Origin of the sequence: Mammaliicoccus stepanovicii, assembly GCF_002902525.1 — a bacterium.
GTDB lineage: Bacteria > Bacillota > Bacilli > Staphylococcales > Staphylococcaceae > Mammaliicoccus > Mammaliicoccus stepanovicii.
In genome coordinates this window covers 20753-34103 of the sequence record NZ_PPQZ01000005.1, presented here as the reverse complement: position 1 = coordinate 34103, position 13351 = coordinate 20753, and the positions used below count along the sequence as shown (strand labels likewise).

17 protein-coding genes are annotated in these 13351 nt (G+C 31.1%); 4 read left to right on the top strand and 13 right to left on the bottom strand.

Annotated elements, in window-relative coordinates:
* Positions 1-33: 33 nt before the first annotated feature.
* Together CD111_RS00690 and CD111_RS00685 are read right to left on the bottom strand one after the other, a co-directional pair.
* Positions 34-1236 carry an FtsW/RodA/SpoVE family cell cycle protein gene (locus CD111_RS00690; RefSeq protein ID WP_095088622.1) on the bottom strand — a complete coding sequence of 401 codons (1203 nt, stop codon included), beginning with the start codon at positions 1234-1236 and terminating at the stop codon, positions 34-36.
* A gap of 67 nt (positions 1237-1303) precedes the next feature.
* Positions 1304-1579 carry an Fpa/YlaN family protein gene (locus tag CD111_RS00685; RefSeq protein ID WP_095088624.1) on the bottom strand — a complete coding sequence of 92 codons (276 nt, stop codon included), beginning with the start codon at positions 1577-1579 and terminating at the stop codon, positions 1304-1306.
* Positions 1580-1720: 141 nt separating this feature from the next.
* Between CD111_RS00685 and CD111_RS00680 the strand changes: the two genes are divergently transcribed.
* Together CD111_RS00680 and CD111_RS00675 are read left to right on the top strand one after the other, a co-directional pair.
* A complete protein-coding gene (locus CD111_RS00680; protein WP_095088626.1) occupies positions 1721-2203 on the top strand; it encodes a hypothetical protein in 483 nt (160 codons plus the stop codon).
* A gap of 5 nt (positions 2204-2208) precedes the next feature.
* Positions 2209-2361, top strand: coding sequence for a DUF2197 domain-containing protein (locus CD111_RS00675; protein ID WP_095090156.1), 153 nt, complete (start codon positions 2209-2211; stop codon positions 2359-2361).
* A 227-nt stretch (positions 2362-2588) separates the two neighbouring features.
* On the opposite strand, the gene CD111_RS00670 is transcribed toward CD111_RS00675, so the two are convergent.
* Complete coding sequence (locus tag CD111_RS00670) at positions 2589-2927, bottom strand: YlaH-like family protein (RefSeq protein ID WP_095088628.1); 339 nt, start codon at positions 2925-2927, stop codon at positions 2589-2591.
* Positions 2928-2938: 11 nt separating this feature from the next.
* Entirely contained in the window at positions 2939-4780 is a 1842-nt protein-coding gene (gene typA / locus CD111_RS00665) for a translational GTPase TypA (protein WP_095088630.1), read from the bottom strand.
* Between the two features lie 209 nt (positions 4781-4989).
* On the opposite strand from typA, the gene CD111_RS00660 reads away from it, so the two are divergent.
* A complete protein-coding gene (locus CD111_RS00660; RefSeq protein WP_095088632.1) occupies positions 4990-5175 on the top strand; it encodes a DUF5325 family protein in 186 nt (61 codons plus the stop codon).
* A 53-nt stretch (positions 5176-5228) separates the two neighbouring features.
* Here CD111_RS00660 and CD111_RS00655 read toward each other — a convergent pair whose 3' ends face one another.
* Complete coding sequence (locus CD111_RS00655) at positions 5229-6053, bottom strand: inositol monophosphatase family protein (RefSeq protein ID WP_095088634.1); 825 nt, start codon at positions 6051-6053, stop codon at positions 5229-5231.
* Between the two features lie 104 nt (positions 6054-6157).
* Between CD111_RS00655 and CD111_RS00650 the strand changes: the two genes are divergently transcribed.
* A complete protein-coding gene (locus tag CD111_RS00650; protein WP_095088636.1) occupies positions 6158-6769 on the top strand; it encodes a YktB family protein in 612 nt (203 codons plus the stop codon).
* Between the two features lie 85 nt (positions 6770-6854).
* On the opposite strand, the gene CD111_RS00645 is transcribed toward CD111_RS00650, so the two are convergent.
* From CD111_RS00645 to CD111_RS00610, 8 genes are all read right to left on the bottom strand, one after another.
* Complete coding sequence (locus CD111_RS00645; RefSeq protein ID WP_095088638.1) at positions 6855-7421, bottom strand: DUF4064 domain-containing protein; 567 nt, start codon at positions 7419-7421, stop codon at positions 6855-6857.
* A gap of 60 nt (positions 7422-7481) precedes the next feature.
* Positions 7482-8453 (bottom strand): DUF4064 domain-containing protein, encoded by a 972-nt coding sequence (locus tag CD111_RS00640; protein WP_095088640.1) that lies wholly within the window; start codon positions 8451-8453, stop codon positions 7482-7484.
* Between the two features lie 159 nt (positions 8454-8612).
* Positions 8613-9686 (bottom strand): ABC transporter substrate-binding protein, encoded by a 1074-nt coding sequence (locus CD111_RS00635; protein ID WP_095088642.1) that lies wholly within the window; start codon positions 9684-9686, stop codon positions 8613-8615.
* Positions 9683-10495, bottom strand: coding sequence for an ABC transporter permease (locus CD111_RS00630; protein ID WP_095088644.1), 813 nt, complete (start codon positions 10493-10495; stop codon positions 9683-9685). Before CD111_RS00630 ends, CD111_RS00635 begins: the two co-directional genes overlap by 4 nt.
* Before the next feature lie 2 nt (positions 10496-10497).
* On the bottom strand, positions 10498-11301 hold the full coding sequence (locus tag CD111_RS00625; protein ID WP_095088646.1) for an ABC transporter permease: 804 nt from the start codon (positions 11299-11301) through the stop codon (positions 10498-10500).
* Entirely contained in the window at positions 11294-12391 is a 1098-nt protein-coding gene (locus CD111_RS00620) for an ABC transporter ATP-binding protein (protein WP_095088648.1), read from the bottom strand. Before CD111_RS00620 ends, CD111_RS00625 begins: the two co-directional genes overlap by 8 nt.
* A 9-nt stretch (positions 12392-12400) precedes the next feature.
* Positions 12401-12943, bottom strand: a complete 543-nt coding sequence (locus CD111_RS00615; protein ID WP_095088650.1) for a helix-turn-helix domain-containing protein — start codon at positions 12941-12943, stop codon at positions 12401-12403.
* A 112-nt stretch (positions 12944-13055) separates the two neighbouring features.
* Positions 13056-13328 carry a UPF0223 family protein gene (locus CD111_RS00610; protein ID WP_095088652.1) on the bottom strand — a complete coding sequence of 91 codons (273 nt, stop codon included), beginning with the start codon at positions 13326-13328 and terminating at the stop codon, positions 13056-13058.
* Positions 13329-13351: the final 23 nt, after the last annotated feature.

The window sequence follows — 13351 nt, the reverse complement described above, 5'->3', positions numbered from 1 at the left end:
GTTTTTTTATTAAAATAATATTAATTTCTCTGACTAAATATGCATTTTTTCGTATTGTTCAATTCTAATTTGTTTCGCAGTCAAGAGCAGAATTCCTGTTGCAATACTTAAACTTAACATCGATGATCCACCGAATGTCATAAATGGTAACGGCACACCAGTTAATGGAATAGTTCCTGAAATACCACCTAAATTTACAAATGTTTGGATACCTATGTAACTTGAGATACCAACACATACAAGTTTGAAGAAATACGATTGCGTAAGTGCAGCATATAAGAATCCTTTATATACGATAAACATAAGTAGAAATAGTATAAATAATACCCCTACTAATCCAAGTTCTTCAGCAATTACAGCGAATATAAAGTCTGTATGTGGCTCAGGTAAGTATCCTAATTTCATAATACTATTACCTAATCCTTTACCGAATATACCACCATTACCAATTGCTAATAATGAATTCGCAAGGTGATAACCGATACCACTTTCATAATTAAATGGGTTTTCTAATACGTGGAAACGGTCGGCTTGATGTTGAGATAACACGCCACCTTTAAATACGATACTAAAGATTACTAAGATAACTACACCTGCAAATATTGGACCTGACCATTTCAAAATTGCCTTTATGCCTATGCCTGAATATGCAAATATACAAAAAACAATTAAACACAATATTAATGCTTGTCCAGTATCATTTTGTAATAACACGAGTCCTATACAAGTACCAATCAGAAATAGTGGCATCATGAGCGCAAGTTTGAATTGTTTAAGTCTATTTCTTCTTTTATCAATGATAAAAGATAAATACAAAATCATACCTACTTTAAGAATTTCAGATGCTTGTAAATTCATAAATCCTAAATTGATCCAACTTTTCGAACCGTTTATAGTCGTTCCGACTAATAATGTTAGTACTAATAATCCAAAAATAGAAAATATCACAATTTGTTGAACACGCTTATTTTTCAATATATTGATGTGCATAAAATATGACATAAAAAACACAATGGAAAATCCAGCAATACAATACATCAACTGCCTCACAAAAAAGTAAGTCCCAGATACAGGTATACCACCAGTTAATGTACCTTTCGTTGCAGCAACCATACTTGCACTATAAACCATAACTAAACCAATCAAACTTAGCATTATATACGTAATTAATAATGTGAAATCTATGTATTTAGAATAATTCTTTATGTAGCGAAAAAACCTTTTAATGTAGTCCATCTACTCATTCCAATTCTAAAAAAATAAGTCTAAAGTAAGATTTCTCCCCCTCTAGACTTTGTATCATTTAAGCATTTGTGAAAGCATCATGCAATTTAGATAATTCCTTTTCTAAACTTGCCATAAGTGTCTGACCCTTTTCTCTATCAACAAGTCCAATTTGTACTGCAAAATCAACTTCTTTTTGTAGACCAAACATTTGCGTATCTAAAACTTCCTCATATAAAGGACATTGTGGCATTGTTAAATTGTCCATTTGAACCTTTATTAATTGAAGGATTTTTTCAGAATCGTTATATAATTGGTCATATGCCTTTTGACAAATTTCCGCATCGTAATGCATGACATACTCCCCCTTAATTATTTTTAGTTTCTATACTTATAAAAGTTTAGACTAGAAATCTTAAAATTGCAAGTAAAAACAGAACGTTCATCGATATAAGTATGTTAAAATTATGAAGAGATATTGATAGGAGTGAAAAACATGATACAAATAAAAGGTAATTCTAAATTCAATATTACTTTAGATGCATCGACATGGATTTTTGATGATCGTAAAGTAAAGATTGAAGATTTAGAGCAAGGCATATTTAATGGTGAAAAACCGATTGAATTCGAAAATAATGTTGCATGGAATCGTGCTATTCTAGAAGGTGCGACGATGCCACCTACTTTAAATAGTGAAACAACATACAAGAAGCGCTCTTTCTTAGAAGAAAGTTTTGTCATAAACGCAATGCCTTTCATTAAGAATTCTGAACCGAATGAAGACACTACAAAAGTAATCCTTAAAAATGATAAAGATTCTATAGAAATCCCCATTGAAGAATGGCCTTACTTATTCTTCCATTTCTCTAATAAAGGGAAAATGATTTATAAAGATGGCAAAATTGACGCCTTTACTTACAATCAAGAAGATGGTTATTCAAATAAATTTAGCTATGTTGCTGAGATTGAGGTTGTATAACGTTGATTACGAAAGTTAAATGCATTATTTGTGATACGGTAGTCAATTTAGATTCTAAATCTTTAGAAGCAAAAAGAATAAAAAATCATCCAATTCGTACATTCATGTGTGATGATTGTAAGGCGAAATTAGATAAGCCGAAACCAAATAAACAATAGCTCTGAAACACTTTTCGTTTCAGACATCACAATAAACGAGAAAATCATGATAAACAATGATTTTCTCGTTTTTTAATACTTAAATACTAATTATCCATAGTTAAGAAGCAACTCGTGGAATACTTTAGTCTTTAATCCTTAAGTTGGGCTATATCTTGTAATAAACAAAAACTAGGCTACTTATCTCCTATAGAAATCAAGAAACGAGTAGCCTAGAAAATTTTTATTTAATTTTTATTCCCCGTACTTCGTTCTTTATGCAATCTATACCTATAAAGTCCGAGTACTATTGCTGCAATGATTAAACTTTCTCCTACAGGTAGGAATACAGCTAAGAAGGTTAACAATAAACAACCTAAAAATAGCACGATATAGATGATGACATTTTGCCAAAACTTCAGTTTTCGAGCAAATCCTAAATTGTATACAATTGCACTTAGTACAAATATCGTTAATAGTAAGAGCCACATACCAAGTTCTGGATTTTCATCTACTCTAAATAATTTACCAAAAAATGAAAGTCTCTCTGTTGGGTTAACACTTACATTTTTAGCGACAAAGAGCATCTATATCACTCCTATTCTTCTTCAGCCATTTTTTGTCTCTTTTGAGCACGTTCTCTTTCTGATTTATCTAGAATTTTTTTTCTTAAACGAATTGATTCAGGCGTTACTTCAACTAATTCATCATCGTTCAAGTATTCTAAAGCTTCTTCAAGCGTTAATTTTCTAGGTTTTTTCATTGTTGTCGTTTGTTCTTTTGTTGCTGAACGGATATTATTAGCTGCTTTTACTTTAGTAATATTGACAGTTAGATCATTCTCGCGGTTATTTTCGCCGACGATCATACCTTCATATACTTCAGTACCTGGTTCCATGAAGTTAACGCCCCTGTCTTCAAGGTTTAAGATAGCATAAGTACTTGCTACACCTTTATCCATTGAAACAAGTACGCCGTTTCTTCTTCCACCGATACGACTGTTAATTCTTGGACGATAAGAATCAAATGTATGATTTATAATACCGTAACCACGTGTCATTGACATAAATTCAGTAGTATAACCAATTAAACCACGAGCTGGGACCATAAATGTTAATTTAGTTTGACCATTCTCATTTGATTGCATATCAATCATTTCACCCTTACGAGATCCTAATGATTCAATAATTGCACCTGTATATTCGTCAGGTACATCAATTTGAACACGTTCGTATGGCTCAGATTTCACGCCATCAACTTCTTTAACGATTACTTGAGGTTTAGAAACTTGTAACTCATAACCTTCACGTCTCATGTTCTCAATTAAAATAGATAAATGTAGTTCTCCACGACCAGCAACTGTCCATGCATCTGGTGATTCAGTTGGTGTAACGCGTAATGAAACATCTGTTTCTAATTGATTTTCTAGTCTTTCTTCTATTTTACGAGCAGTTACATAAGTACCTTCTTTACCCGCAAATGGAGAATTGTTTACTGAGAAAGTCATTTCTAAAGTCGGTTCATCAATACGAAGAACTGGTAAAGCTTCAACATTATCTTGAGGTGTTACTGTTTCCCCAACGTTGATATCTTCCATACCACTTACCGCAATTAAATCTCCAGCGTATGCTTCATCAATTTCAACACGGTTTAAACCGAAGAAACCAAATATTTTAGAAACTCTGAAATTCTTAATTGTTCCGTCAAGTTTAATTAATGAAACTTGTTGTCCAACTTTTATAGTACCTCTAAATACACGTCCAACACCGATACGTCCAACGTAATCATTATAATCTAATAATGCAACTTGGAATTGTAATGGCTCTTCTCTGTTATCGATAGGTGCAGGAATATAATCCAAAATTGTTTCATATAAACACTGCATGTTTTCATCTTGTTTTTCTGAATTTAAACTAGCAGTACCACTTAATGCTGATGCGTATACAACAGGGAAATCAAGTTGCTCATCATTAGCATCTAATTCGATAAATAAATCTAATACTTCATCTACTACCGCTTCAGGTCTAGCTGAAGGTTTATCGATTTTGTTTACGACTACTACTGGTTTTAGATTTTGTTCTAATGCTTTTTTTAGTACGAATCTAGTTTGAGGCATTGTTCCTTCATATGCATCTACAACTAGAACTACACCGTCAACCATTTTCATGATACGCTCAACTTCTCCACCGAAGTCAGCATGTCCAGGTGTATCTAATATATTAATACGGTGATCTTTATAATCTATTGCCGTATTTTTCGCTAAAATTGTAATACCTCGTTCTTTTTCTATATCATTTGAATCCATTGCTCTTTCTGCTACATGTTCGTTCTCGCGGAATATACCTGATTGTTTTAATAGTTCATCAACTAGTGTTGTTTTTCCGTGGTCTACGTGGGCAATTATTGCAATGTTACGTACGTTCTCTCTTAAATTAGTCATGCAAAAAATTTTCCTCTCCAATTAAGATTTGTTCGGTTTATATTTATAACTTGATAATTATAACATATATTGCTAGAAAAATAACTATTATTGACCACTTTTACTCAATTTTCCGTATATTTTAATATTCTTAATAAAGTTTTGAGGTTGATTTTTATTTAATTGTAACGCATACTATAATCATGAAAACGGTTAAAGGATGGATTTAAATGAAGAAATCTAAAGCAATTTTTGTGTTACTTGCTTTAATTGTAACTTTTTTACTTTTAGTGTTTAGTTTTGCTTTAGCAGAAGGCTCTATCCTCTTTATGTTGCTAGCTGTTGTGTTAATTACAGCAACGATGGGCTACGGTTTTACACTTAAAAAGAAGTATCGTGAAAACGGTTGGCTATAAATTAAATAACATAATAAAAAGATGCGAAAGAAATTTCGCATCTTTTTATTATGTTATTTATTCTTTTTAAATCTTTCTGTATGAATTTTCTTTAAAAGTGATGTGTGTGGTAAGAAATACTGACTCAATAATTCATCATGAATCGATTTGTTACCAATTAGAATTGAATTTGCCTCTAATATATTTAAAGGTTCACCAAGTTGATTTGTCACCACGCCGCCAACTTCTTCTACAAGAATTAAACCGCCTGCAAAGTCCCAAGGATGTAATCTCATCGTCAAATACGCACTCGTAATACCCTTTGCAACATTTGCAAAGTCTAATGCCGCCGAACCATACGCTCTCGTACTTCTTGCATCATCTATAATCAGTTTATAAATATCCGCTAATTTATCTTTAGTTAGCCAAATAGGATTTGTAGAAATTAAACTACTCTTTAATTCAGAATTCTTTAATGGTTTAAGTTGTGTTTCGTTCATCCAGGCACCGTTACCGACTTTACAATGGTACATTTTCTTATTCATTACATCATAAACAAATCCTGCATATTTCACACCATCTATAAATATACCAATTGAAATCGCAAAATTTTCTTGCTGATGAACAAAGTTTAACGTACCATCAATTGGATCAATAATCCATATCGTACCAGCTTCATCTTCAATATCTCTACCTTGACCTTCCTCACCTAAAATTCGATGATGCGGGTATGTATTTAAAATTTGTTTCGTTAAAAATGCTTCAGTTTCTTTGTCTATGTTCGTAACTAAGTCGTTAGGATTTGATTTAGTTTCAATATGGAGTTCATCATCGATAGAATCTCGGATGATTCTACCCGCTTCTTCTATAATTTGATATGCAAATTTATATATTTCCATATACATACCTCCTTGTTAATTTTATATTAGCATTCTTCTTTATATATTCAATAGCATTTATGATAAAATAAATGCATAGTAACACTGTAATTAGGAGGACAACTATGACTAAGTATACGTTTAAACAAAAAGATTTTAAAGTTTTTAGTGTTGAAGGATTAGATAATAGAATGAAAGCTATCGAAGAAAGAGTGAGACCTCAGTTAAATGCCTTAGGTGAACGATATAGCAAATATTTAACAGAAGCTACAGGTGATAAGTTTTACTTCCATGTAGCAAAGCATGCCCGTAGAACGGTAAACCCACCTAAAGATACATGGGTTGCTTTTGCAACAAATCAACGTGGTTACAAGATGTTACCCCACTTCCAAATCGGACTATTCGAATCACAACTATTCGTTATGTTCGGCGTAATGCACGAAAACCAAGATAAAGGGAACATGGCTCAATTTTTAAACAAGAACATAAACTTATTAGAATCATTACCACAAGATTATTCACTTTGCTTCGACCATTACAAAATCGATAAATCACCAATTAATAGTCTAAATACAGATGATTTAAAACATCATATAAAACGACTTAAAGAAGTTAAAAAAGCCGAATTTTTCGTAGCGAGAACATTAGATCCTAAGTCTGATATCTTAAAAACAGATAAAGCATTCACAGACTTCTTGAATGAAACATTTGATGAAATGGTTAAGTTTTATAGTTAAATATAAATCTTAAAGTAGCCTTCTTGTACTTCTAAATCAATAAAAGAGCCTGTGACACATTTTGCGTCACAGGCTCTTTTTTTAACTAATAAATATATGGATCGTCATTATTTTTGTTTTTCTTTACTTCATCTTTAACAACATCGTGAGTTTTCTCATTATTGAAATCTGATCCATAACCATTATGCGTATCATGATTTAAATTATCATTGTTTTGAAATGCTGCTTCTTCAAATTGATTATCTGATTTATTCTTTCTTACTAATAACATAATACCTGCAATTATAAATAATAATAATGACAAGATGTTAAATGCTAAGAGAGATACTAGACCTGCTAAAATTGAAAATATAGCTGCTAAAACACGACGTCTTTTTATAAATACAATAGCAAACACGGCTAGTAATATACTAATGATTAATACAATAATACTAAACGTAGTTAAACTTTGAATTAAATTTAACATTTCATTTGCAGAAACTCCTTCTGGTATATCACCCGATTGTTGAATTTGATTATTAAACTCATTCTCAAATTGTACTTTGAAATCTTCGGTTTTTATTGCGAATTTAAAAAATACTGATAATACAATTCCAATTATTGAAAATATTAAACCAATAATCAGTAACGTATATTCTCCTGTTCTTTTCATAAATAGCCTCCTAAATAGTTTATATTATTATTTTCTCAGGTGTTTAATGCTATTACAAGTCTATTCTTCTTCTTTTTTTACTTTTTCTTCCAAATATTTTTCTTCATCTTCAAAATACTTATTTTGCTGTTTCATTCTTTTTTCATAATTTTTGCGTCTTTCAATAGTTGCATTTGGTTTTTCTTTTTTTTCTTTTTTTCTTTTTTGTTTTTCAGTTTGAACTTGGTAATCATCTGCTTGTGTTGTTTGATAGTTATATGGACTCTCTTGTCTTTGTCCTATATTATCTTGTTCACCATAATTTAAATCATCTGATTCATTTACTTCTTCTTCAGTTATTTCTTCTTGTTTTTGTGGTTTATGTTGTTTTTGATGTTTTTTTGAACGTGATAGTATTTCATGATTAGCAGTTTCTGTTTGTTCTATACTGTCATTCGTATTACTTTCTTCTGGAACTTCTTCTTTGTGTGAGAATTCATTTTCTTCATTATTTCTGTATTGTGGTTGTCTTGGCAACGGTCTTACTTGCTCATTATATGCCTCTCGCTCATCAAAATGTTGTCTTGGGTGGGCTCTATCTTGTATTGGTAATACTTTATCTTTTCTAACAAATAATAAAATACTTACAATAAAGAATAATAACGGTACAAGTACGATGACTAAAGGTAAAGTCACTATTGCCAATATTAAGAACAATAATGCTGAAAAAATTCTCCATCTTATTAGCACTAAGCCAATAAATGCAAAAATTAAAACAATGATTAAATAGATAATAAATAACCAAATACCATTTTGAATATTTAATGCGATTTCAGCTGAAGATAGAAATTGCCCATTAGATTGAACATTTATCTTTAACTGATCAATTAAAGTTTCAAGTTTATTAAGATTGGTAGGATTATTCAATAATACTAGTGCAGCAAATAATGATAATACCGTCACTCCAAGAACGATAATCCAAGCTAACCACCCGAAGAATTTTTCAAATCCTCTTCCAACGGGCTGTTTCACATGTTCTACATATGAACTCATTATAATTTCCTCCTCGACGATGAATTGTATTAATTATATCAAAAATGAAGTAAATAAACATACATCATAAGTCTTAGCTGAATTAATCATGATGTTAAATGATCGTTCACAAAAAAAGACAGCAACAAAATATACAATTTTGTTAACTGACTTTGTAGTTTATTTTAAAGACATTTTGAATTTTAGAAATGCTTCATTATACTCAGCAATATGTTCTTTGCCTAAATCTTTGTAAACTTCAAGCTTATTCCTTACTTTAGAATCAGGATAAAATCTTTCATCTTCCCGAACGTCTTTATCTAATAATTGATATGATGCTTTATTTGGTGTTGCATAGCCAACCCATTCAGCATTCTGTTTACCTACTTCCTCATCGAGTAAGAAATTAATAAATTTGTGAGCGCCTTCTACATTTTGAGCTGTTTTAGGTATAACTAAATTATCAAACCATAGATTAGATCCTTCTTCTGGTACTACAAAATCTAAGTTAGGATTTTCAGTCATAATATCTGCTGCCATACCACTCCATACGACTGCAACATCAGATTCATGCTGTACCATCATTGTATTAATTTCGTCACCTACAACGCCTCTAACGTTCGGTGCTAACTCAACTAATTTATCTTGTGCTTTTTTTAATTTATTTGGATTCGTTTCATTTAAACTTTCGTTCATGCTATTCAAAGCAAATCCTACACCTTCACGTGCACCATCAACTACTAGAACATCGTCTTTCAAACGTTTATCCCAAAGACTATTCCATGATGAGAAATCTATACCTTTAGTTTTATTTGGGTTATATAATATACCAACAGTTCCCCAGAAATACGGTATAGAATATTTATTTCCTTTATCAAAAGGTAAATTCATAAAATCTTTATCGATGTTTTTTAAATTTGAAATTTTATTATGATCAATTGGGTATAATAATTTTTCTTTTTTCATTTTTTGAACTGTGTATTCACTTGGAACTGCAACATCATATGCTGTGCCACCATTTTTAATTTTGGCCATCATTGCTTCATTTGAATCGAATGTTTCATATACCACTTTAATGCCTGTTTCTTTTTCAAATTTCTTTGTTAAATCTGGGTCAATATATTCTCCCCAATTATAAACGTAGATGACATCTTTTTTCCCTTTATCTGGTGGAGGGTCTATGAGTCTTGTTGATAACATTAACAATGCGCCAACAATCAGTGATATGCCAACTAATTGCATCAATTGTTTCATCTCATAACCTCTCCTCTTTTTTGGACTCGCTTTTGTTGTCCTTTTTTAATAGCATAATAGCCAAGTATCAATATCATTACTAACATAAATAATAATGTAGATATTGCATTAATTTCCATCGTAATACCTTTACGTGCCATTGAATATACCTCGACAGAAAGTACACTAAATCCGCTTCCTGTTACAAAGAAACTGACCGTAAAATCATCTAATGAATACGTTAATGCCATAAAGAAACCACCAATGGCACCCGGTAAAATATGTGGAATAATGACTTTTACTAAAGTTTGAAATGAAGATGCACCTAAATCTCTTGCGGCATCTACAATAGATTTATTCATATCATATAATTTAGGCAGCACAAGAAGGACGACAATTGGTACACAAAACGCGATATGTGAAATTAATACCGACCAAAAACCAAGCCCCATACCAGTATAATGACCAATAACTGTGAATAATAATAAAAATGACGAACCAATTACTACATCAGAACTAACCATTAAAATGTTATTTAAAGTAAGTAATCCAACTTTTAATTTTTTATTTCTCATGTAATAAATTCCTATTGCACCACAGATACCAATTATTGTAGAAATGCTCGCTGCTAACAGTGCGATAGCAATCGTATTAACGATGATGACAATTAAACGCTTATTTTGAAAAACTGACATATAATGATCAAATGTAAAACCTTTGAAATGTGTCATATTACCTGCGCTATTAAATGAGTAAAAAATCAAAAAGAAAATGGGTAAGTATAGAAACGCCATCATAATTGCAAAATATATTTTACCTGCTATTTTCATTTCTATACCTCCTTATTTTCAGATTTTGATTTAGTAATAATTAATATAAGTGCCATAGCTAAAATTAAAAACACTGCAATTGTAGAACCCATACCATAGTTTTGAGTTACTAAAAATTGTTCCTCAATCGCTGTACCTAAATTCACGACTTTATTACCTGCTATTAACCTTGTAATCATGAACAAAGATAATGCTGGTATAAATGTAATTTGTATACCTGTTTTCACACCTTCATATGTCAGAGGCATAATCACTCTTCTAAATGTCGTTAAATAATTGGCCCCTAAATCACTCGATGCTTGAATTAAATTTCCCGGAATTTCATCCATGGAATTAAATATAGGTAACAACATGAACGGTATATAGATGTATACTGAAACGATAACAAATGCAGTACTCGTAAATAGAAATTCACTCGAAGGTACATTGAATATTTGTACCATCTTATTTAATAAACCATCGTGACTTAATATCCCGATAAAAGCATAAGTTTTTAACAGTAAATTTATCCATGTTGGTAAAATGATAAGTAGTAACAATATTTCTTTATGCTTTGAATTACTCAACACAAGTGCAAGTGGGTAACTTATTATCAAGCAAAAGAATGTAATAATCATGGCATACCAAATAGAACTAAGCGTCATTTGTAAGTAACTACTCGTAAAGAAGTTCTTATAATTTTCAAACGAAAAATTACCTTCTAAATCTAATAATGATGCATAAAAAATCATGATAATTGGAACGATTATAAATAAAACAATCCATATCATATACGGGACTAATAATAATGATTTTATTTTATTCATTGGATTCATCCTCATAACTCTCAATACGACGATCAAATTCTTCTTCAGTTTCACCCGGCAACATGATATGTATGGCTTCGGAATCGAAATCTAATCCGACAGTCTCGCCGATTGTTGCTTTTTTAGTTGTTTGAATGATCCATTCATTACCTTGTTCATCGTAACAACAAATTTCATAATGCACGCCTCTAAATAATTGAGAATCTACTTTCGCAGATACACGACCTTCACTCACTGATTTAATCGTTATATCTTCTGGTCTTATGACCACATCTACTTTAGCATCTTTCTTGAACCCAGCATCAACACATTCATAAGATATCCCGTACATCTCAACTTCATAATCTTGTCTCATGATTCCTGGCACAATATTGGATTCACCTATAAAGTCAGCAACAAATTTATTTACAGGTTCATCATATATATCAACAGGTGTTCCGCTTTGTTGTATCTTACCATCTTTCATTACGAAGATATAATCACTCATTGCTAATGCTTCTTCTTGATCATGGGTAACGAATATAAACGTAATACCTAGTCTCTGTTGCAATTCTCGTAATTCATATTGCATTTCTGTTCTTAATTTTAAATCTAATGCAGATAATGGTTCATCTAACAATATAATCTCAGGTTCATTGGCCAATGCACGTGCAATTGCAACTCGTTGCTTTTGACCACCACTCATTTCTGAGATTTCTCGATTTTGATAACCTTCAAGTTTAACGAGCTTTAACGCTTCATCTACTTTTGTTTTTATAACATTTTTATTTAACTTTTTGATTTTCAGTCCAAAAGCTACATTATCAAATACATTTAAATGAGGAAACAAAGCGTAGTCTTGGAATACAGTATTCACTTTTCTATTATTAGCTGGTACTTTATTGATCACTTTATCATTAAATAAAATATTACCTTTTGTTGGAGTTTCAAAACCCGCAATCAACTTTAATATAGTAGTCTTCCCACATCCAGATGGTCCTAACAGCGTATAGAAGCGCCCTTCCTCTATATCAAAACTCACATCATTTAACACTTTTGTTTCATTAAAACTTTTAGAAATGTTTTCAAATTTAATTATTGGTTTTGTCATTATTTCCTCCTATAAATACGATTCTGTAGCAACAATTAATACTTCGGCATCTTGATTTGTTTGATTTGAAAATTGGTGACTTTCATTTGCTTTAAAGTAGAAACACTCACCTTCTTTGGCAGTATATGTATCTTTACCTATATTTAAAGTGATGCTTCCTTTTTTCACATATGCAAATGTCTCAGATGACGACGGAGCAAAAGATTTATACTTACAACCTTTTCTTAATGTAATCACGACAGGCTCCATTTCGAGTTCATTTGAATCTGGAACTAACCAATTAATAATGTAACCTTCATCATATTCATCATATAAAGTTTGTTCTTCAATGGGATAGTGAATGCGCGCTTGATATAACTTTTCATTAAAGAATTCACTTGGTTCAACCCCTAATACATCCAATATATTCAAAAATGTTTCCATTGAAGGAGAAGATAAGTTTCGTTCTAGTTGTGATATATATCCTTTAGATAAGTCTGTACGCTCACCTAATTCTTCTTGCGTTAAATTTTTTTGATATCTTAAATTTTTAAGTTTTTCTCCAATATTCATAAATCCCCCAAAAAAGTTGTTGTTTACTTTTACTAAACAAAAAGTTTAGCACCTTTAATAAAATAACAGATATTATTTTATACATCAACACTTTTTTGGGGAAGTTTATTTTTTATTTAATTGAAATATTTTGTTCATCTTGATTTTCTTTTAATTCTTTAATAACTTTATAGCCATCATAACCACTAGCTTCTTTAAATTCTTTATAAATATTATTTTCCTGTGATTTTCCTGGCACTATTTTTTTAAAATTGGCGTATGCTTCTTTTAAGTTCTCTCGATTGGCACTTGATTCGTATGCATCTTCAATTAAATTGAAAAACGTTATAACTTGTAGTATTTCTTCTTGTGACCAATCAACATCGAACGGATAACTATATTCCATTTAAATTCTCCTTTACAAAAAGA

What these genes read in the sequence shown, in the direction of transcription:
- CD111_RS00620 (WP_095088648.1), bottom strand. Translation starts at nt 12,391, where the DNA reads ATGACAAAACCAATAATTAAATTTGAAAACATTTCTAAAAGTTTTAAT.
- CD111_RS00685 (WP_095088624.1), bottom strand. Translation starts at nt 1,579, where the DNA reads ATGCATTACGATGCGGAAATTTGTCAAAAGGCATATGACCAATTATAT.
- CD111_RS00635 (WP_095088642.1), bottom strand. Translation starts at nt 9,686, where the DNA reads ATGAAACAATTGATGCAATTAGTTGGCATATCACTGATTGTTGGCGCA.
- CD111_RS00630 (WP_095088644.1), bottom strand. Translation starts at nt 10,495, where the DNA reads ATGAAAATAGCAGGTAAAATATATTTTGCAATTATGATGGCGTTTCTA.
- typA (WP_095088630.1), bottom strand. Translation starts at nt 4,780, where the DNA reads ATGACTAATTTAAGAGAGAACGTACGTAACATTGCAATAATTGCCCAC.
- CD111_RS00690 (WP_095088622.1), bottom strand. Translation starts at nt 1,236, where the DNA reads ATGGACTACATTAAAAGGTTTTTTCGCTACATAAAGAATTATTCTAAA.
- CD111_RS00610 (WP_095088652.1), bottom strand. Translation starts at nt 13,328, where the DNA reads ATGGAATATAGTTATCCGTTCGATGTTGATTGGTCACAAGAAGAAATA.
- CD111_RS00625 (WP_095088646.1), bottom strand. Translation starts at nt 11,301, where the DNA reads ATGAATAAAATAAAATCATTATTATTAGTCCCGTATATGATATGGATT.
- CD111_RS00655 (WP_095088634.1), bottom strand. Translation starts at nt 6,053, where the DNA reads ATGGAAATATATAAATTTGCATATCAAATTATAGAAGAAGCGGGTAGA.
- CD111_RS00650 (WP_095088636.1), top strand. Translation starts at nt 6,158, where the DNA reads ATGACTAAGTATACGTTTAAACAAAAAGATTTTAAAGTTTTTAGTGTT.
- CD111_RS00615 (WP_095088650.1), bottom strand. Translation starts at nt 12,943, where the DNA reads ATGAATATTGGAGAAAAACTTAAAAATTTAAGATATCAAAAAAATTTA.
- CD111_RS00660 (WP_095088632.1), top strand. Translation starts at nt 4,990, where the DNA reads ATGAAGAAATCTAAAGCAATTTTTGTGTTACTTGCTTTAATTGTAACT.
- CD111_RS00670 (WP_095088628.1), bottom strand. Translation starts at nt 2,927, where the DNA reads ATGCTCTTTGTCGCTAAAAATGTAAGTGTTAACCCAACAGAGAGACTT.
- CD111_RS00640 (WP_095088640.1), bottom strand. Translation starts at nt 8,453, where the DNA reads ATGAGTTCATATGTAGAACATGTGAAACAGCCCGTTGGAAGAGGATTT.
- CD111_RS00680 (WP_095088626.1), top strand. Translation starts at nt 1,721, where the DNA reads ATGATACAAATAAAAGGTAATTCTAAATTCAATATTACTTTAGATGCA.
- CD111_RS00645 (WP_095088638.1), bottom strand. Translation starts at nt 7,421, where the DNA reads ATGAAAAGAACAGGAGAATATACGTTACTGATTATTGGTTTAATATTT.